This is a genomic window from Nocardioides jishulii (assembly GCF_006007965.1).
Classification (GTDB): Bacteria; Actinomycetota; Actinomycetes; order Propionibacteriales; family Nocardioidaceae; genus Nocardioides; species Nocardioides jishulii.
In genome coordinates, this window is record NZ_CP040748.1 from 1,820,702 (window position 1) to 1,838,291 (window position 17,590).

A 17,590-nucleotide genomic window follows, 5' to 3' on the forward strand; every position below is an offset into this window, starting at 1 on the left:
GGCGCTCGGCGTGCCTCCGGCTCACTCCTCAGATGTCGCGGAAGGTCTCGATGTTGGCGCCGAGGGTGTTGAGCCGGTTCGCGAGGTCCTCGTAGCCACGGTGGATGACGTAGGTCGTACGCAGCACCGAGGTGCCCTTGGAGGCGAGCATCGCCAGCAGGATCACCACGGCCGGGCGCAGGGCCGGCGGGCAGACGATCTCGGCGCCGCTGAATCGGGTCGGGCCCTGGACCATCACGCGGTGCGGGTCGAGGAGCTTGACGTCGGCACCGAGCTTGTTGAGCTCGAGCAGGTAGATCGCCCGGTTCTCGTAGACCCAGTCGTGGAGCAGGGTCTGGCCCTCGGCGACAGCACCGATGACGGCGAAGAAGGGCAGGTTGTCGATGTTGAGGCCGGGGAACGGCATCGGGTGCACCTTGTCGAGCGGCGCTCGCAGGTCGGAGCGCTGGGTCGTGAGGTCCACCAGACGCGTACGCCCGTTGTCGGCGAGGTACTCCTCGGAACGGGTGTACTGCAGACCCATCTCCTCGAGGAGCGCGAGCTCGATCTCGAGGAACTCGATCGGCACCCGCTTGATGGTGATCTCCGACTTGGTCACGATGGCCGCCGCGAGGAGCGACATGGCCTCGATCGGGTCCTCGCTGGGGGAGTAGTCGACGTCGACGTCGATGCGCTCCCGCCCGGTGACCTTCAGCGTCGTGGTGCCGATGCCCTCGATCGCGACCCCGAGCTTCTCGAGGTAGAAGCACAGGTCCTGGACCATGTAGTTGGACGAGGCGTTGCGGATCACCGTGGTGCCCGGGTGCAGGGCTGCAGCCATCAGGGCGTTCTCGGTGACGGTGTCACCACGCTCGGTGAGGACGATCGGGCGAACGGGCTCGACGGCCCGGTTGACCAGCGCGTGGTAGGCACCCTCGTTGGCCTTGACCTCCAGGCCGAACGGGCGCAGGGCCGCCATGTGGGGTTCGACCGTGCGCGTACCGAGCTGGCAGCCACCTGCGTACGGGAGGTGGAAGTCCTCCATCCGGTGGAGCAGCGGGCCGAGGAACATGATCACCGAACGGGTGCGGCGAGCCGCCTCCTCGTCGATGGCGGAGAGATCGAGCTGCGCGGGCGGGACGATCTCGAGGTCGTTGTCGTCGTTGAGCCAGCGGGTCTGCACGCCCAGCGACTCCAGGACCTCGAGCAGGCGGTTGACCTCCTCGATCCGGGCGACCTTGCGCAACGTCGTACGACCCCGGTTGAGCAGCGAGGCGCAGAGCAGCGCGACGCCGGCGTTCTTGGACGTCTTGACGTCGATGGATCCCGACAGCGTCGTGGGCCCGGTGACCCGCAGGTGCGTCGGGCCGGCGCCGACCGAGACGATCTCCGAGTCGAGGGCAGCGCCGAAGCGGGCGAGCATCTCGAGGGAGAGGTTCTGGTGACCCTTCTCGATGCGATTGATGGCGCTCTGGCTGGTGCCGAGCGCCTCAGCCAGCTGCTGCTGGGTCATTCCGCGGTGCTTGCGTGCGTCGCGGATCAAGTTGCCGATCCGGCCGAGATAGTCCTGCGTCATGCGTTCCAAGGTATCTCAGATATGAGATAAACCAACTCCGCGACACCTCCCCGGTGTAGTGGCCGGGGGAGTGGGGCACGATCGGGGCCATGCGCGCCACGACGATCCATGCTGCCCGAGACATCCGCTTCACCGAGGTTCCCGACCCGAGCATCACCGAGCCTACCGACGCCGTGGTCAGGGTGTTGGCCGGCTGCGTCTGTGGCAGCGACCTGTGGAACTACCGCGGCGAGAACGAGATCACTCCGGGGGCGACGATCGGCCACGAGTGCATCGGCGAGGTCGTCGAGATCGGAGCCGACGTACGGGACTTCAAGGTCGGCGACCACGTGGTCGTGCCGTTCTGCCACAGCGACAACACCTGCCCGCACTGCCGTGCCGGATTCCAGTCCGCCTGCGTGCACGGAGGCTTCACGGTCAGCGGGCAGGGGGAGCTCGCCCGGGTCACCCAGGCCGACGGGAGCCTGGTCCGCGTCGAAGGGGGCATCAACGCGTCGAACCGGGCGGCGCTGCTGACCCTGTCCGACGTGATGCCGACCGGGTGGCACGCCGCGGTCTCGGCCGGCGTACGTCCGGGCGCCACCGTCGTCGTGGTGGGTGACGGCGCCGTGGGCCTGTGCGGCGTGCTCGCCGCGAGCACGATGGGCGCCGAGAAGATCATCGCCCTGTCTCGTCACGAGTCGCGCCAGAAGATCGCCCGGGTCTTCGGCGCCACCCACGTCGTCGCGGAGCGCGGCAAGGAGGCCAACGAGATCGTCAAGGAGATCACCTCCGGCGTCGGGGCAGACGCCGTCCTTGAGTGCGTCGGCACCGACGCCGCGATCCAGACCGCCTTCGCCGTCGCACGCCCGGGCTCGACGGTCGGCTTCGTGGGCGTACCGCACGGGGTTGAGCTGCCGGTGCGACGCATGTTCCAGAAGAACGTCGGGCTGCGCGGCGGCATGGCCCCGGTGCGGGCCTACCTGCCCGACCTGCTGCGCCGTGTCGAGGCTGGCGAGCTCGATCCCAGCCCGGTCTTCGACATGATCCTGCCGATGGACCAGGTGGCCGAGGGATATGCGGCGATGGACGAACGACGGGCTGTCAAGGTGCTGTTGGAGCCGTGAGTCCCACGTCGGCGATGTCACCACGAGGTGTCGCCGCTCGTCACTAGGGTGTAGCCAGTCCGGCCCCGGAGACCCCAGGAGACGCAGTGACCGCGCACCCCGCCGACTCCCACGACCTGATCCGCGTGCACGGCGCCCGGGAGAACAACCTCCGGGACATCTCGCTCGACCTGCCCAAGCGACGGCTCACGGTCTTCACCGGCGTGTCGGGCTCGGGGAAGAGCTCCCTGGTCTTCAGCACGATCGCCGCGGAGTCGCAGCGGATGATCAACGAGACCTACTCCACGTTCGTCCAGGGCTTCATGCCCACGCTCAACCGCCCTGACGTCGACGTGCTGGAAGGGCTGACGAGCGCGATCGTCGTCGACCAGGAGCGCATCGGCGGCGACCCGCGCTCGACCGTGGGTACGGCGACGGACGCCAACGCCCTGTTGCGGATCCTCTTCAGCCGCCTGGGAGACCCCGCGATCGGATCACCCCAGGCCTACTCCTTCAACATCGCCTCGGCGTCCGGAGGAGGGTCGATGACGACCGAGAAGGGCGGCAGGAGCGTCACCGAGCGGCGCTCCTTCTCGATCACCGGCGGCATGTGCCCCACCTGCGAGGGTCGAGGCACGGTCTCCGACTTCGACCTCACGGCGTTGTACGACGACACGCTGTCGCTCTCCCAAGGTGCCCTGACGATCCCGGGCTACACGATGGACGGCTGGTACGGACGCATCTTCACCGGTAGTGGCTTCTTCGACCCTGACAAGCCGATCCGGGACTACAGCGACACCGAGCTCGACGCGCTGCTCCACAAGGAGCCCACCAAGATCAAGGTCGACGGCATCAACGTCACCTACGAAGGGCTCGTCCCGCGGATCCAGAAGTCGATGCTGTCGAAGGACCGCGAGTCGATGCAGCCGCACGTGCGGGCGTTCGTCGACCGCGCCATCGTCTTCACGACCTGCCCGGACTGCGACGGCATGCGGCTCAACGAGGCCGCGCGGTCGTCGAAGGTTGCGGGCATCAGCATCGGCGACGCCTGCCGGATGCAGATCAGCGACCTGGCGACGTGGGTGCGCGGGCTCGACGAGCCGTCGGTGGCGCCTCTGCTGAAGACCTTGGGCGAGACGCTCGACTCCTTCGTCTCGATCGGGCTGGGCTACCTCAGCCTCGAACGCCCCTCAGGCACCCTGTCGGGTGGCGAGGCCCAACGGGTGAAGATGATCCGCCACCTCGGCTCGGCCCTCACCGACATCACCTACGTCTTCGACGAGCCCAGCATCGGACTGCACCCCCACGACATCGCGCGGATGAACGAGCTGCTGCTCCAGCTGCGCGACAAGGGCAACACCGTCCTCGTGGTGGAGCACAAGCCCGAGATGATCGCCATCGCCGACCACGTCGTCGACCTCGGCCCCGGCGCCGGTACGTCCGGCGGCACGATCTGCTTCGAAGGCACCGTCGAGGGCCTGAGGAGGAGCGGCACCCTCACCGGCGGCCATCTGGACGACCGGGCCCGGCTCAAGGAGTCCGTGCGCGAACGCCGGGGCGTCCTGGAGGTCCGCGGCGCCAACGGCCACAACCTCGTCGACGTCGACGTCGACGTGCCGCTGGGCGTCCTGTGCGTGGTGACGGGCGTCGCGGGCTCGGGCAAGAGCAGCCTGATCCACGGATCTGTCTCGCCCAGGGACGGTGTCGTGACCATTGACCAGACGCCCATCAAGGGCTCACGCCGCAGCAACCCCGCGACGTACACGGGCCTGCTGGAGCCGATCCGCAAGGCCTTCGCCAAGGCCAACGGCGTGAAGCCAGCGCTCTTCAGCGCCAACTCCCAGGGCGCGTGCCCCCACTGCAAGGGCGCCGGCGTGACCTACACCGACCTGGCCATCATGCAGACCGTGGCCTCACCGTGCGAGGTGTGCGAGGGACGGCGCTTCGACACCGAGGTGCTGCAGTACACGTTGGGCGGCAAGAACATCGCCGACGTCTTCGACATGCCGGTCACCGAGGCCGAGGCCTTCTTCGGGTCGGGGGAGGGCAAGGTCGCCGCCGCCCACAAGGTCCTCGTCCGGATGGTCGACGTCGGCCTGGGCTACGTACGCCTGGGGCAGCCCCTCACCACGCTCTCGGGAGGCGAGCGTCAGCGACTCAAGCTGGCGGCGCAGATGGGGGAGAAGGGCGACGTCTACGTGCTCGACGAGCCCACCACCGGGCTGCACCTGGCCGACGTCGACAACCTCCTGGGCATGCTCGACCGCCTCGTCGACGGCGGCAGGTCGGTCATCGTCATCGAGCACCACCAGGCCGTGATGGCGCACGGAGACTGGATCATCGACCTCGGGCCCGGTGCTGGTCACGACGGCGGACGCGTCGTCTTCGAGGGCACGCCTGCCGATCTGGTGGCTGACCGCTCCACCCTGACCGGTCAACACCTGGCCGAGTACGTCGGCGCCTGACAGCACCGTCCGTAGCGCCCCTCGGGGCGATGCGTCAGCCGACTACTTGCGCCGGCCGTTCACTTGCGCTGGCCGATGGCGACCGACGTGTTCTCGTACGACGGGTCCTCCACCGCCTTGAGCATGAAGTGGGCGACCGAGGCGCGAGGGATGGAGTATCCGCCGGTGGAGGGGCCGTCGAAGTCCTCGACGTAGTCGGTGGTGAGCGGCTTGTCGTTCAGCGCCCTCGGACGTACGACCGTGACGACCAGTCCCGCGGCCCGCAGGCTCTCGATCGCGGCGCGGTGGTCGGCGAGGGGCTTGGCCAGCAGCTTCATCACGAACTTCCCGAAGAGGCCGGGGATCTCTCCGTCGACGCCCTCCGAGGCGCACCACACGATCCGACGTACGCCGGTGGCGTCCATGGCCGCAGCGATGTTGCCCGCCATGCGGCGCAGCGACGTGTCCTTGTCCGGCCCGGAGGTCGATCCGAGGCAGGAGACGACCACGTCGTGACCCGCCACGGCGGCCCTGACGGCCTGGGCGTCGAAGGCGTCACCCTGGACCACGGTGACACCGCCCTGGGTGACCTTGGCAGGGGTGCGGGCGAAGACCGTCACCTCGTGTCCTGCCGCGACCGCGTCCTCCACGAAGAGCCGTCCGACACCACCGGTGCCGCCGAAAACGATGAGCTTCACGAGATCACCTCCGAGGCGAGACGAAGGGCATCGAGCTCGACGGCGTCGAGCTCGAGCCCCGCTGATGCGAGAAGGTCCGGGACCTGGGCGACCGAGCTGGCCGAGGCGACCGGCGCTGCGACCGTCTCCTGCTGGCGCAGCCAGGCGAGGGCGACGCTGGCCACCGACGTCCCGTGCGTCCGGGCGACCTCGTCCAGCGTCGTCAGGACGCGGTCTCCACGTGCGTCGGCGTAGCGGGCCGCCCCGCCGGCGCGTGGGCTGTCGACGTCGGCGCCGCCCCGGTACTTCCCGGTCAGGAACCCACTGGCGAGGGCGTAGTAGGGGAGCACGGCGAGAGCGTGACGCTGTGCCGCGGCCCGCAGGCCGTTGGTCTCGAAGTCGCGCTCCACGAGGCTGTAGTGCGGCTGCAGAGCGACGGCGCGGTGCAGGCCGTCGGCCTCGGTCACCGCGAACCACTCGTCGATGCGCTCGGGGGAGAAGTTGGAGATCCCGATGTGGCGGATCTTGCCCGCGTCGACGAGCGTCGAGAAGGCGCCCACGATCTCGGCCATGGGGGTCTCGTCGTCGAAGTGCGCGTAGTAGAGGTCGATGTGGTCGGTGCCCAGGCGTTCCAGCGAGGCGTCGACGGCCTTGGCGACGTTGGGCGCGGACAACCCCTTGTACTCAGGGTGCTGGGAGACCTTGGTGGCGATGACCACGTCGTCACGACGACGACCCTTCAACCACGAGCCGATCAGGCGTTCACTCTCGCCGCCGGTGTGCCCGGGCACCCACGCGGAGTAGGAGTCCGCGGTGTCGATGAAGTTGCCGCCGCCGGCGACGAAGGCGTCGAGCACTGCGTACGTGGTCGGGGCGTCCGCCGTCCACCCGAAGACGTTGCCGCCGAGGTTGAGGGGGAACACGTCGAGCTGACCGATGCGTGTCATGACAACAGGCTCTCACTCCCCACAAGACAGCGCGCCAGTGGCCTCCGGAGGCAACTGCACCCACCTCGATTCACCCGTAGGGCTGGACAAGGATGTGCTCCACACCACAAGGTGTTGCTCATTCACCTCGCCGATCCGCTCGGGTCGGTGCATCGGACGAGAGCGCTCGGGGCGCTCGATCGGAGGCAGTAGTGAAGCGAAGAGTCCTTCAAGCAGTGGTCGGGGGAGCGGTGAGCGCCCTGGTGGTCAGCACGGCACCGGTCGCACCAGTCAGCGCCCACGGGTCGGGCCACGGCGGCAACCCCGGGAAGACCCAGGTCACCGGCAAGGCGGTCTACCGACACCTCGAGGCCTTCCAGCGCATCGCGGACGCCAACGGCGGCAACCGCGCCATGGGCACCCCGGGCTACGAAGCCTCGGCCCGCTACATCGAGAAGAACCTGCGCCAGGCGGGTTACACGCCGCAGCGGCAGTACTTCGACGTCGAGGCGTACACGGTCGACACCCTCGAGGTCACCGTCCCCGGCGTCGAGCTGGCGCCCGTGGCGATGGAGTACTCCTCCAGCACCCCCGGTGCAGTGACGCAGGAGCTCGTCACGCCGACCGACGCCCTCGGCTGTGACGCCGCTGCGTGGGACGGCGTGGACGTCGCCGGCAAGATTGCCGTGGTGAGCAGGGGCTCCTGCCCCTTCACCCAGAAGGCGGTCACCGCAGGCGAGGTCGACGCGGCAGCCATCATCATCTACAACAACACCATGGGCGTGCTGTCCGGCACCTTGGGTGAGATCACCCCTGGGTCCGCACCGGCCGTCGGTGTGACCCAGGCCGAAGGAGAGGCGCTGGTCGCGGCCATCGGGGCCGGAACGGTGACCGGCACCTTCAACCTCCAGGGCTCGGTCCAGACCCAGGAGACCTTCAACGTCATCGCCGAGACGCGCGGGGGAGACCCCGACAACGTGGTGATGGTCGGTGGCCACCTCGACGGCGTGGAGGACGGCGCCGGCATCAACGACAACGGCTCGGGGTCGGCCGCCATCCTGGAGACCGCGCTGCAGCTGGCCAAGTCGAGCAAGGGCGCGAAGAAGGGGCACCCCAACCCGGGCAAGCTCAACAACAAGGTGCGCTTCGCGTGGTGGGGTGCTGAGGAGCTCGGTCTCCACGGCTCCAACCACTACGTGGCCGACCTCCAGGCCAACGACCCCGACGAGCTGGAGAACCTCGCCGTCTACCTGAACTTCGACATGGTCGCCTCGCCGAACTTCATCATCGGGGTCTACGACGCCGATGAGTCGACGTACGAGGCTCCGGTCGTCGTGCCGCCGGGCTCCGCCGCCGCCGAGAAGGCCTTCACCGACTACTTCGACAGCATCGGTCAGCCGTGGGTGGACACCGAGTTCTCCGGACGCAGTGACTACTCGGCCTTCATCGACGCGGGCGTGCCGTCGACCGGCCTCTTCACCGGTGCCGACGACGTCAAGACGCCGGAGCAGGTCGCTCTGTTCGGGGGGACCGCCGGCATCCTGCTCGACCCGAACTACCACTCGGCGCTCGATGACATCAACAACGTGAGCAAGGAGGCGCTCGACATCAACTCCCGCGCCATCGGCTCCGTCGTCGCCTCGCTGGCCTACAGCACCGAGGCCATCAATGGGGTCAAGCCCCCGACGAAGCACAAGCACGACAAGAAGAAGCACCCCAAGAAGGACAAGCACAAGAAGAAGGGACCGAAGGACAAGGGCAAGGACAAGGGCAAGAAGGGCCCCAAGAACAAGTCCAAGCGCTGACGCCTGACAGCACACAAGCACGGCGCCTCGTCCTCCGGGACGAGGCGCCGTGTTGTCGTGCCGGACAGTCCCAGCGCTCAGGGGCATGCGTCGCAGGGGGAGTGGGTACGTCACCTGCCATGACCGAGATGAACCAGGACAGTGCCCGCACCGAAGCCCTGCAGCGCGTCATCGAACGCGTCACCTCGTGGCAGGAGACGGCCACCGACGGAACCATCCACGACGAGCTCGACAAGGGTCTGCGTGAAGCTGGCGTGACGCTCACCGAGGCCCAGCGCGACCAGCTCGTCCACGACATCTCCGAGGGCCGCGAGATCGACGTCGCGGCACTCGCCACCACCGACGAGGGCGGACCGGCCTGACTTCGGTCCGAGCACGCTGACGTCAGTCGAGGCCACACGACGTCCGTGCGAACGCCAGCGCAGCTCGACGTCCTGCCTCACCCATCCTCAGGACCAGTTCGCCGGGCTCACCGTCGAGGCGGAACCGCACGCGGAACGCAGTGGCACCACCCCCTTCGGCGAACGCGTGGCCATCGCAGCGAGCAGGCCGGAGGGGGAGCCTGACCCTGGCTGGCGGGCCGTCGGAGCGGACCATGAGGCCGGGTTTCCACACGGGCTCCTCGTCAGCCGAGCCGAGCAGGTGCGAGCCAGCGACCGTGTCGATGCGCAGGGTGTGGCCGGGCGTTCCGGTAGGCCTCACCAGCAGGGACAGGACCCCTGGCGAACCTGGTCCGGGCCGGTCGGCCGGCACGGCGTCCGACCACCGGAGCACCGCCACCTCGGCGAGGCGTTGCTCGGCGCACCTCAGGTTGACGAAGCGGCCCACCACGTCGGTCTCGTCGCTGACGCGCAGCCGTCGCGTGAACCGTGGCGTACGCACCTCCACACGGCCGCTGCCCTCAGCACGGTCGTCACTCACACTCGGAGCGTCGCAGTCGACCCGTCGGGGGAGCACCAGCGGGAAGCCGCGCTCGGATCCGGCGGGGATGGGACGCAGACGCGCAGGGTCGGCCTGCAGCGGAGCCCGAAGGCGGACGTCGTCATAGGCGAGGGACTGCGGTCGCGCGTCATGCCGCGTGTCGTTGCTGATCCACACCTGCATGCGCCCCAAGGACACGTCGAGGGACGATTGGCGCATCTCCGCCACGAGACGACCGCTCGGAGGTGGTTCGGCCGGCGCTGGCAGAGCGCTCAAGATGCGCGCCGGAGGCGAAGGATCGTCGGAGTTTCCTTCGGTGTCGTTGCTGCGGCCACTGCAGGCCGCGCTGACAGCCAGGCAGAGCGACACCGCGGCGACCGAGAGGCCGGGCGCGTGCCGACGTGCGACCACTCGAGCCATGGCATCCTCACAGCGACGTCGTTGTGGTCAACGTACGCCGAGCGTCCGGCACCGGGCCACCCTGTACTGAGTGTTGTTCCAGACCCCCGATAACGCACATTATGTCAAGATGCGTCGATGGAGTGGGCCAGACCCACCCCCGTCCACCTCTCATCGTCCGTCACCTCACGGATGACGTCGAGCCATGCGGGCACCGACACGGGAACGACGTCACCGCCGTCGATCTCCGCCACCATGGAACCGTCCGTGTGGACGTCGACCACCACGACGTCGCCGTCGCGCGTCACCTTGTGTCGCGTCTTGACGAGCAACTTGCCGGGAAGGCTCTGCGTCAGGAGACGCCACTCAGCGTCGTCCAGGTAGAAGTTGGTGCAGGCGACCTGGGAGGCGTCCTCCGCCAGCCGCACCTTCTGTGTCAGCTTGTGCACGACAGACCCGTCCGCAGCTCGCACTCGGCGCAGTCGCAGGCGAGTCCCGTCGACATAGCGATCGACGATCTCGAACGTCTCCGTGATGCCCGTGGGCAGCGACCGGAGCAGGAATCGGCGCTCGCGTTCCACCACTGCATACTTCAAGGAGGTCGCCATCAATCGATCGTAGGCGGAGACGGCCCTACGCAGACGGATCGTTGAGTCGCAGGATCTCCCGGAGCTCGGCCTCTGTCAGGTCCGACTCCCCCAGCACCTTCTGCAGCACCGCCGACTTGCCCGCGATGTAGGTGTCGATGTCCATGTCGGGCTCGGCCGCCAACGCCAGTTTCACCGCGGCGTACTCGTCACGCAGGTCGTCCCTCGCTCGCAGCACGTCCCTCACCGCGAGGTGGTTGCGCACGTTCAGGGTGCCCGCGCGACAAACGTACACATGGCGAGGCGGATCGTCGTCGGGTGCCTGGAACGCCTCTCGGTCCGCCACGCCCAGGTCGCCTCGGTGGACGTAGCCGGCGCGCACCAGTGCGGCCACCGCAGCGACGACGTCACCGTCGTCGACGATGACGTCGATGTCGAGGATGGGCTTCGCAGCGAGACCGGGCACCGAGGTCGATCCCACGTGTTCGATCCGCGCAGACGACAGTCCGACGAGTTCATCACGCAGGTCACCGGCGACTCGCTCGAAGTGCGAGGGCCACGACGCCGAGTACGGGACCACCTGCACCACCACGCAATGATGCTAGCCGCTGGGATGAGACGCTGGAGGTGTGCCGGAGAACAGGATCCCACTGACGCCGATCTCCCCCGGTCTTCACGCAGGACGCGGGAAGCGATGACCCACGAGACGAGCAGCAGCGTCGGAGCGTTCTCGATCCGGCCGCTCCAGCCGCGTGACTGGGAACGCGTTCGAGGGATCTACGCCGCCGGGATGGCCACCGGCATCGCCACCTTCGAAACCGTGGTGCCCTCGGCCGAGGAGTTGGACCAGAAGTGGATCCCCGAGCAGCGATGGGTCGCCACGAGCCCGAGCGGGCTGGTCCTCGGATGGGCGGCCCTCTCCCCCACATCTTCACGCAGCTGCTACCGGGGTGTCGTCGAGACGTCGGTCTACGTCGCTCCCGAGTCGACCGGCAGAGGTGTCGGGCGGGCGCTGGTGGACCACCAGGTGCGAGCAGCGGTGGACGCCGGGTTCTGGACGCTGCAGTCCTCGATCTTCGCCGAGAACCACGCGAGCCTGGCCCTGCACCGCTCGGCTGGCTTTCGTGAGGTCGGCATTCGCGAGCGCATCGCGCAACGCGACGGCGTCTGGCACGACACCGTGCTCATCGAGTTCAGGGCCAACACCCCTTAGCGCGCGCGTGTCCTCGCAGGCCATCAACCGCCGTCGGTGGGCAGGATGACCGTGGTGACAAGCTCCGTCACCGCAGGGGTGCGCGGCGCGGAGCTGAAGCCGAACCGGCACGGAGGATCCAGCGGCGCCAAGGTGCCGACATCCACGCCGTCGAACCGGCCAGCGAGTGACGCCACCCGCCTGGTGTCGGTGGCCCCGTAGACCTCGAGTCGCCCTCCCCCGGCGCTGCCGCGCGTACGCACGCCACGCACCGCGTGCCTGGAGACCGGGTCGGTCACGCGGGACCACGCCGGCGCCGTGGCGATCGTTCTGGGCACCACCCTCAGCAACGCCCCGAGCAGGGTCCGACGCCCGATGCCGATGGCCAGGTCCAAGGAGGGCGCCGTGACCGACCACGACCCATCCTCGATGTCCACCACCGTGACTGGCTCGATCCTCACCTCGTCGAACGCATAGGTGCTCGCCACGAAGTCCGCGACGTCGGCCCGGGGCGCGAGCAGGACGCGATGACCGGGTGCGGTCTCGACCATGACGTCGGAGAAGGCGCCGAACGGCGACGAGTCCCAGCGGCCGACGACGGCCCGCAGTCCACTGGAGCTGCCGACGCCGGCAATGTGTCCGGTGAACCGCAGACGACGCATGTCGTCAGTGCCCAGCGAGGTCCGGCCCGCTGGCCACCGCCCACTCCACCGCACTGGCCGGGGTGCTGATCACGGGCACGGACACGTCGTCCAGCAGGGCCACGGCTCCTGCCATGCTCGCCTGGGCCAGCAGCACCACGTCGCTGCGGTCAGCGAGCAGGCGCGCGCTCCGCGCCACCCGCTCGAGGTATCCGGCGAGGTCCCCCGCCTCCCACGCAGCCCACGCGCCCTCGGCCAAGAGCACCTCGACCGTCGGACGTACGCCCGCGCGCGCGGCCTCCTCCTCCAGCAACGCACACGTCGGCTCCACGGTCGACTCGAGGGCGACCACCACGCCGACCCGGCGTCCGCTGGCCACGGCCCGACCGGCGGCCGGTCGGTCGACCCGCCACGCTCCGGCGCCGCCCACCGACTCCGCGAGGCCCCCGATCGTCGAGCAGGTGCAGACGACCACGTCCGCTCCCCCGGCTCGCAGCTCCGCCAGGCGCCCAGCGACCCGGTCGGCCAGCTCCTGCCCCCCCGACCCCGTCGCGTCGTGCGTCGCCGAGCAGGGACTCGTCCACCACGTGCACCGCAACGGCATCGCCCCTGGCCGCCACGAGGGCGTCGAAGGTCGCCACGTGGACGGCGGACGTGTGCAGGAACCCGATCGTCGGCATGGCGCAACTCTGACACAGCGCCACGGACGCGGGATTTCCTTGGAAGTCAAGGTAGCTAGACGCTAGAACTTCCGGCCATCTTCCTTCACGATGAGTAAATGTTCGAAGAAGGTCAGTACTTCGCGCCGGTCCACGAGAAGGACGACGGCACGGTCGCCGTGCAGCTGGGCGCCAACCACCCGGGCCTCAACGACCCGGAGTACCGCGCCCGCCGTGACCACCTGGCCACCCTCGCCTCCCGATGGCGCCCCGGTGAACCCTGCCCCACCGCCGACTACACCGACGAGGAGCACGACGTCTGGCGCACGGTCAGTGACGTGCTCATGGAGAGCCACCGGACCTACGCCTGCTCCGAGTACCTGGAGGGCAAGGAGATCCTGGGACTGCCCACCGACCACATCCCCCAGCTCAACGAGGTCAGCCAGACCCTCGCGCCCCTGACGGGGTTCGGTTACCAACCCGCGGCCGGACTGGTGCCGCTGCGCGCCTTCTACGGGGCCCTGGCCGACCGCCACTTCTGGTCGACGCAGTACGTCCGCCACCACTCCGTGCCCCTCTACACCCCCGAGCCGGACGTGATCCACGAGGTGATCGGCCACGGCAACACGCTGGCCCACCCGCGTTTCACGACGCTGTACGAGCTCGCCGGGGCGGCGGCCCGACGTGTCGAGACCGACGACGCCCTCCAGTTCGTGAGCCGCGTATTCTGGTTCACCCTGGAGTTCGGCGTGGTCTGGCAGCGGGGCGACCTCCGGGCCTACGGCGCCGGGATCCTCTCCTCGCCCGGAGAGATCCAGGAGTTCCGGGACGTGACGATCCGTCCGCTCGACCTGGTCTCCATGGGCACGGCCAACTACGACATCACCGCCTACCAGGACGTGCTCTACGCAGCCGAGTCGTTCACCCACGTCGAAGACGTGGTGGGCCACTTCTGGGCGACCTGCACGGACGAGTCCATCGCCCGCATGTCCCGGACCCCCGTACGGTGACGGGCTGCGGTCAGCCGGCCGTGGCCAGTGACAGCTTCACGGCGAAGCCGAGGAAGACCATCCCCGCAGCCGAGGTGACACCGGCCGTGATCGCCTGACGGCGGCGGAAGACCTCGGCCAGCCGGACGCCGCCGAAGATCAGCGCGCTCAGGTAGAGCACGCTGGTGAGGGTCGCGAAAGAGCCCAGGAAGAGGAACGAGACCCAGGGGCGCGGGTACGTCGGGTCGACGAACTGCACGAAGAACGAGACGAAGAAGAGGATGGCCTTCGGGTTCAGCAGGCTGATGACCAGCGCCCGCCGGTAGGCAGTGGCACTGCGCAACGCCACTCCCCCGGAGGCCTGCTCCACCTCCTCCACCAGCGCGTCGGCGGATCGGCCACGGTGGCCCCGCCAGGCCAGGATCCCGCCACGGACGAGCCCGATGCCCATCCAGCTGAGGTAGCCGGCCCCGGCGTACTTCACGATCGAGAAGACCAGGTCGTTGCTCTGCAGGAGCGAGGCGACGCCGGCAGCCGCGCAGGTCATCAGCAGCGCGTCGCCGGTCCACACGGCAGCAGCAGCGGCGTACGCCGGCCGGACGCCCGAGCGGGCGGCCACCGAGAGGACGTACAACGAGTTCGGGCCCGGCAGCAGGATGATGACGACGAGTCCCACGAGGTAGGTGGGAAGATCGATGACACCGAGCACGCTCCAGATCCTCCCACGCACTCCCCTACGATCGCCCCATGAATCCCCTGCACCGAGCGGCGCGCGTGGCCGTTCTCACGTTCTTGGCCGGTTCGGTCCTCGTCGGCTGTGGTGCTGACAACGAGAAGGCCACGGCCATCGGGAGCAAGAACTGCGACTACCCCTCCGCCAGCCAGTCGCCCGCCGTCGAGGTCGAGGTTCCCCCGGCGACTCCCGACCTGCCCGACACGTTGACCGCGACGCTGGTGCTGGGCCAAGGACCGGTCACCATCGAGCTGACGCCCGAGCGGACGCCCTGCACGGTCAACAACTTCGTCACTCTCGCCGAGCAGGGGTACTTCGACGGCACCGAGTGCCATCGCCTCACGACTGCCGGCATCTACGTCCTCCAGTGCGGCGACCCCACCGCGTCGGGCACCGGCGGCCCGGGATGGACCATCCCCGACGAGGTCGACGGGTCGGAAAGTTACCCGGCAGGTACCGTCGCCATGGCCAAGACGCAGGCACCCGACAGTGGCGGCTCGCAGTTCTTCCTCGTGTACGACGAGACCCCCCTGCCCCCTGAGTACACGGTCTTCGGGGAGATGGACAAGGACAGCATCGCCACCGTCGCCGCCATCGCTGCCAAGGGCTCCGAACCCGCCGATGACGGCGCTCCCAGGCAGAGGACCGTCATCACCTCGGTCGAGGTCGAGTGAGCTGACACGCACGAAGGTCCGCCCCCGGCTCGGGAGCGGACCTTCGTCGTACGTGGGTTCCTCAGGCCTGGCGGAACTCCACCGGCTCACCGATCTGCACCGTGCGGCTGACCGAGCAGAGGCGGTCGCGGCTCTGCTCCATCGAGCGCTGCACGACCGAACGGGCAGCGTCGCCGGCCTCGCCCTCGGGGAACTCGAGGTCGAACGTGAGCCGCAGGTTGGTCATGTGGTTCCCGCGCTCGTCACGCACCTTGTCGCCCTCGCTCAGGACCTCGAACTTGACCGCGGGGGCGCGCTTCGAGGTGATCAGGTCGACGTCGATGGCGCTGCACCCCGCGATGGCCGCCAGGAGCAGCTCGACCGGCGAGAAGTCCGGGTCGTCCCCACCGGTGCCGAAGTAGGTCTCTCCCCCACGTCCGTTGGTCGCCTTGAACCGGTTCTGCCCGATCTTGCTCACCTGGACCGCACGGTGGTTCTCCGCGGGGACAACGGGGGCAGGGACGTCAGAGTGGGGAGCGTCAGTCATGCGCCGATCATAGTGACCGCCCGCCGGGACCCACCCGCGGCGTTCAGGCCGGGCGTACGCCGTCAGCTGGCAGGTCGAACCACCGCAGGTGCTCGAAGTCGGCCGAGACGTCGGCGGGATGGGCATCGAGGTCCGGGCCCGGAGTCGCGGCGAAGATCGCCGCCGCGTCGACGAGGTGCTGACGCAGCAGCTCCACCCCTCCCCTGGCGGTGGTCGCGGGAAAGCTCGGGCGACCTCCCTCGTACGACACCGCGTGCAGGCTGAGCGGCGGCTCGACGACTCCGCGCCGGTGCTGCCACAGCCCGGTCGAGGGGTCGAAGACGTAGTCGCCGAGCAGCCTCCACCCGTCACGGGCGACCATCCGGACCGCTTCGACGAGGTAGTCGGCCACCTCGTCGGAGAGGAAGTAGTTGAGGTTGATCCGCACCCACCCCGGCTTGATGCCCTCGCACCCGCCGCTGATCTCGCGCTCGAACTCCATCGACCGCTCGATGTCGATGCCCAGGAGCCGGTGTCCGTAGGGTCCGGCGCACGAGCACCCGCCGCGCGCCTGGATGCCGAACAGGTCGTTGAGCAGCGAGACCACGAAGTTGTGGTGGAGGTAGCGGCCCGACGGCGTGCGCACGACGAACGACACGATCGAGAGCCGTTCAGCCTCGAGGTTGCCCAGGATCTCGATGGCAGGCTCGGAGCGCCACTCCCCCACGGCACGGGCCAGCAGACGCTCCTCCGCGGCACGGATGACCGGCACCCCCACAGCGTCCTTGAGCTGGAAGACCAATCCCGCGCGGATGGCCTCGATGATGGCGGGCGTCCCGCCCTCCTCACGGTGCTCGGGGTCGGCGAGGTAGCGGTGGTCGTCCGAGTTCACGTACGACACCGTCCCGCCGCCCGGCACGTCGGGCACCCGGTTGCCGAAGAGCTCGCGGCGGGCGACCAGCACGCCCGGCGTGGAGGGCCCGCCGATGAACTTGTGCGGGCTCAGGAAGACAGCGTCCTTGTGGGAGCCGGGCCGAGCAGGGTCGCCGTTCATCTCGATGTCGACATAGGGACCGGCCGCGGCGAAGTCCCAGAAGCTCAGGGCCCCGTGCTCGTGCAGCAGCTCAGCGATCCCGTAGGTGTCCGACACGATGCCGGTCACGTTCGAGGCAGCGGAGAAGGAGCCGATCTTGAGCGGGCGCCCGGCGTGCAGGGTGAGCTGCTCACGCAGCACCGCCAGGTCGATGCGACCGTCGGGGTCCTCCGGGATCGTCACGACGTCGGCCAAGCACTCGCGCCAGGGAAGCTCGTTGGAGTGGTGCTCGTAGGGCCCGATGAAGACGACCGGTCGCTCGTCGATCGGCACGTGGGCCGAGAGGTGGTAGCGGTCCTCGAGGACGGAGGGAAGCCTGAGCCCCAGGACTCCGATCAGCTTCGCGATCGCGGCCGTGCTGCCGGAGCCGGTGAAGATCACGGCCGACTCGTCGTCCGCACCCACGCTCGCGTGGATGATCGACCTGGCCTCCTCCCGCAGGCGCGTCGTCTGCAGCCCTGTGCCGGAGGACTCCGTGTGCGTGTTGGCGTAGGACGCGAGCACCTCGTCGCGGATGAAGTCCTCGATGAAGCCCAGCGCCCGCCCGGAAGCGGTGTAGTCGGCGTAGGTGACCCGGCGCTGCCCGTAGGGCGTCGACATCACGTGGTCCTCACCGATGACCGCGTCGCGCACGGCGCGGAGGAGCGCATCGGCCCCGGACTCCGTGGGGAGTCCGGGGCCGGTGGCGGAGTGCTGGGGCGTCAT

The 17,590-nt window shown here is 68.9% G+C and carries 18 protein-coding genes; 7 read left to right on the forward strand and 11 right to left on the reverse strand.

The annotated features are described in order from the left end of the window. Window positions 1–28 precede the first annotated feature (28 nt). The gene (locus tag FCL41_RS08575) at window positions 29–1,555 is read right to left on the reverse strand and encodes a helix-turn-helix domain-containing protein (protein WP_137065644.1); all 1,527 of its coding nucleotides are present in this window, start codon (window positions 1,553–1,555) and stop codon (window positions 29–31) included. Between the two features lie 89 nt (window positions 1,556–1,644). On the opposite strand from FCL41_RS08575, the gene FCL41_RS08580 reads away from it, so the two are divergent. Both FCL41_RS08580 and FCL41_RS08585 read left to right on the forward strand, forming a co-directional pair. Further along, a complete protein-coding gene (locus FCL41_RS08580; RefSeq protein WP_137065645.1) occupies window positions 1,645–2,661 on the forward strand; it encodes a zinc-dependent alcohol dehydrogenase family protein in 1,017 nt (338 codons plus the stop codon). An 86-nt stretch (window positions 2,662–2,747) separates the two neighbouring features. After that, entirely contained in the window at window positions 2,748–5,105 is a 2,358-nt protein-coding gene (locus FCL41_RS08585) for an ATP-binding cassette domain-containing protein (protein ID WP_137065646.1), read from the forward strand. Between the two features lie 59 nt (window positions 5,106–5,164). Here the strand turns inward: FCL41_RS08585 and FCL41_RS08590 are convergent, their stop codons facing one another. Together FCL41_RS08590 and FCL41_RS08595 are read right to left on the reverse strand one after the other, a co-directional pair. Beyond that, complete coding sequence (locus tag FCL41_RS08590; protein WP_137065647.1) at window positions 5,165–5,782, reverse strand: NAD(P)-dependent oxidoreductase; 618 nt, start codon at window positions 5,780–5,782, stop codon at window positions 5,165–5,167. Beyond that, on the reverse strand, window positions 5,779–6,708 hold the full coding sequence (locus FCL41_RS08595; protein WP_137065648.1) for an aldo/keto reductase: 930 nt from the start codon (window positions 6,706–6,708) through the stop codon (window positions 5,779–5,781). Before FCL41_RS08595 ends, FCL41_RS08590 begins: the two co-directional genes overlap by 4 nt. A gap of 191 nt (window positions 6,709–6,899) precedes the next feature. Here FCL41_RS08595 and FCL41_RS08600 point away from each other — a divergent pair, with 191 nt between their 5' ends. Then, complete coding sequence (locus FCL41_RS08600) at window positions 6,900–8,492, forward strand: M28 family peptidase (RefSeq protein ID WP_212723105.1); 1,593 nt, start codon at window positions 6,900–6,902, stop codon at window positions 8,490–8,492. Window positions 8,493–8,611: 119 nt separating this feature from the next. Then, the gene (locus tag FCL41_RS08605) at window positions 8,612–8,854 is read left to right on the forward strand and encodes a hypothetical protein (protein WP_137065650.1); all 243 of its coding nucleotides are present in this window, start codon (window positions 8,612–8,614) and stop codon (window positions 8,852–8,854) included. A gap of 22 nt (window positions 8,855–8,876) precedes the next feature. On the opposite strand, the gene FCL41_RS08610 is transcribed toward FCL41_RS08605, so the two are convergent. The 3 genes from FCL41_RS08610 to FCL41_RS08620 all read right to left on the reverse strand — a co-directional run bounded on the left by FCL41_RS08610 (window position 8,877) and on the right by FCL41_RS08620 (window position 10,991). Next, the gene (locus FCL41_RS08610; protein ID WP_137065651.1) at window positions 8,877–9,632 is read right to left on the reverse strand and encodes a hypothetical protein; all 756 of its coding nucleotides are present in this window, start codon (window positions 9,630–9,632) and stop codon (window positions 8,877–8,879) included. A gap of 305 nt (window positions 9,633–9,937) precedes the next feature. Next, window positions 9,938–10,420: a hypothetical protein gene (locus FCL41_RS08615; RefSeq protein WP_137065652.1), complete on the reverse strand. Its 483-nt coding sequence runs from the start codon at window positions 10,418–10,420 to the stop codon at window positions 9,938–9,940. 25 nt (window positions 10,421–10,445) lie between these two features. Then, window positions 10,446–10,991 (reverse strand): GrpB family protein, encoded by a 546-nt coding sequence (locus FCL41_RS08620; RefSeq protein ID WP_137065653.1) that lies wholly within the window; start codon window positions 10,989–10,991, stop codon window positions 10,446–10,448. 102 nt (window positions 10,992–11,093) lie between these two features. Here FCL41_RS08620 and FCL41_RS08625 point away from each other — a divergent pair, with 102 nt between their 5' ends. Then, window positions 11,094–11,612, forward strand: coding sequence for a GNAT family N-acetyltransferase (locus FCL41_RS08625; protein ID WP_212723106.1), 519 nt, complete (start codon window positions 11,094–11,096; stop codon window positions 11,610–11,612). A 23-nt stretch (window positions 11,613–11,635) separates the two neighbouring features. Here the strand turns inward: FCL41_RS08625 and FCL41_RS08630 are convergent, their stop codons facing one another. Together FCL41_RS08630 and FCL41_RS08635 are read right to left on the reverse strand one after the other, a co-directional pair. Next, a complete protein-coding gene (locus FCL41_RS08630; RefSeq protein WP_137065655.1) occupies window positions 11,636–12,253 on the reverse strand; it encodes a hypothetical protein in 618 nt (205 codons plus the stop codon). A gap of 4 nt (window positions 12,254–12,257) precedes the next feature. Continuing rightward, entirely contained in the window at window positions 12,258–12,836 is a 579-nt protein-coding gene (locus tag FCL41_RS08635; protein ID WP_137065656.1) for a hypothetical protein, read from the reverse strand. 174 nt (window positions 12,837–13,010) lie between these two features. Here FCL41_RS08635 and FCL41_RS08640 point away from each other — a divergent pair, with 174 nt between their 5' ends. Next, window positions 13,011–13,901 carry a phenylalanine 4-monooxygenase gene (locus tag FCL41_RS08640; protein WP_137065657.1) on the forward strand — a complete coding sequence of 297 codons (891 nt, stop codon included), beginning with the start codon at window positions 13,011–13,013 and terminating at the stop codon, window positions 13,899–13,901. 10 nt (window positions 13,902–13,911) lie between these two features. On the opposite strand, the gene leuE is transcribed toward FCL41_RS08640, so the two are convergent. Beyond that, the gene (gene leuE, locus FCL41_RS08645) at window positions 13,912–14,589 is read right to left on the reverse strand and encodes a leucine efflux protein LeuE (RefSeq protein ID WP_137065658.1); all 678 of its coding nucleotides are present in this window, start codon (window positions 14,587–14,589) and stop codon (window positions 13,912–13,914) included. A 38-nt stretch (window positions 14,590–14,627) separates the two neighbouring features. Between leuE and FCL41_RS08650 the strand changes: the two genes are divergently transcribed. Continuing rightward, window positions 14,628–15,287: a peptidylprolyl isomerase gene (locus tag FCL41_RS08650; protein WP_137065659.1), complete on the forward strand. Its 660-nt coding sequence runs from the start codon at window positions 14,628–14,630 to the stop codon at window positions 15,285–15,287. 61 nt (window positions 15,288–15,348) lie between these two features. Here FCL41_RS08650 and FCL41_RS08655 read toward each other — a convergent pair whose 3' ends face one another. Then, window positions 15,349–15,813 carry an OsmC family protein gene (locus FCL41_RS08655; RefSeq protein WP_137065660.1) on the reverse strand — a complete coding sequence of 155 codons (465 nt, stop codon included), beginning with the start codon at window positions 15,811–15,813 and terminating at the stop codon, window positions 15,349–15,351. Window positions 15,814–15,856: 43 nt separating this feature from the next. Beyond that, a complete protein-coding gene (locus tag FCL41_RS08660) occupies window positions 15,857–17,590 on the reverse strand; it encodes an aminotransferase class V-fold PLP-dependent enzyme (RefSeq protein WP_137065661.1) in 1,734 nt (577 codons plus the stop codon).

Excerpts from the sequence above, each read along its gene's own strand:
- FCL41_RS08635 (WP_137065656.1), bottom strand. The coding sequence starts at position 12,836 with ATGCCGTTGCGGTGCACGTGGTGGACGAGTCCCTGCTCGGCGACGCAC.
- FCL41_RS08630 (WP_137065655.1), bottom strand. The coding sequence starts at position 12,253 with ATGCGTCGTCTGCGGTTCACCGGACACATTGCCGGCGTCGGCAGCTCC.
- FCL41_RS08580 (WP_137065645.1), top strand. The coding sequence starts at position 1,645 with ATGCGCGCCACGACGATCCATGCTGCCCGAGACATCCGCTTCACCGAG.
- FCL41_RS08595 (WP_137065648.1), bottom strand. The coding sequence starts at position 6,708 with ATGACACGCATCGGTCAGCTCGACGTGTTCCCCCTCAACCTCGGCGGC.
- FCL41_RS08650 (WP_137065659.1), top strand. The coding sequence starts at position 14,628 with ATGAATCCCCTGCACCGAGCGGCGCGCGTGGCCGTTCTCACGTTCTTG.
- FCL41_RS08615 (WP_137065652.1), bottom strand. The coding sequence starts at position 10,420 with ATGGCGACCTCCTTGAAGTATGCAGTGGTGGAACGCGAGCGCCGATTC.
- FCL41_RS08655 (WP_137065660.1), bottom strand. The coding sequence starts at position 15,813 with ATGACTGACGCTCCCCACTCTGACGTCCCTGCCCCCGTTGTCCCCGCG.
- FCL41_RS08610 (WP_137065651.1), bottom strand. The coding sequence starts at position 9,632 with ATGCGCCAATCGTCCCTCGACGTGTCCTTGGGGCGCATGCAGGTGTGG.
- FCL41_RS08575 (WP_137065644.1), bottom strand. The coding sequence starts at position 1,555 with ATGACGCAGGACTATCTCGGCCGGATCGGCAACTTGATCCGCGACGCA.
- FCL41_RS08625 (WP_212723106.1), top strand. The coding sequence starts at position 11,094 with ATGACCCACGAGACGAGCAGCAGCGTCGGAGCGTTCTCGATCCGGCCG.
- FCL41_RS08660 (WP_137065661.1), bottom strand. The coding sequence starts at position 17,590 with ATGACGCCCCAGCACTCCGCCACCGGCCCCGGACTCCCCACGGAGTCC.
- FCL41_RS08605 (WP_137065650.1), top strand. The coding sequence starts at position 8,612 with ATGACCGAGATGAACCAGGACAGTGCCCGCACCGAAGCCCTGCAGCGC.
- FCL41_RS08640 (WP_137065657.1), top strand. The coding sequence starts at position 13,011 with ATGTTCGAAGAAGGTCAGTACTTCGCGCCGGTCCACGAGAAGGACGAC.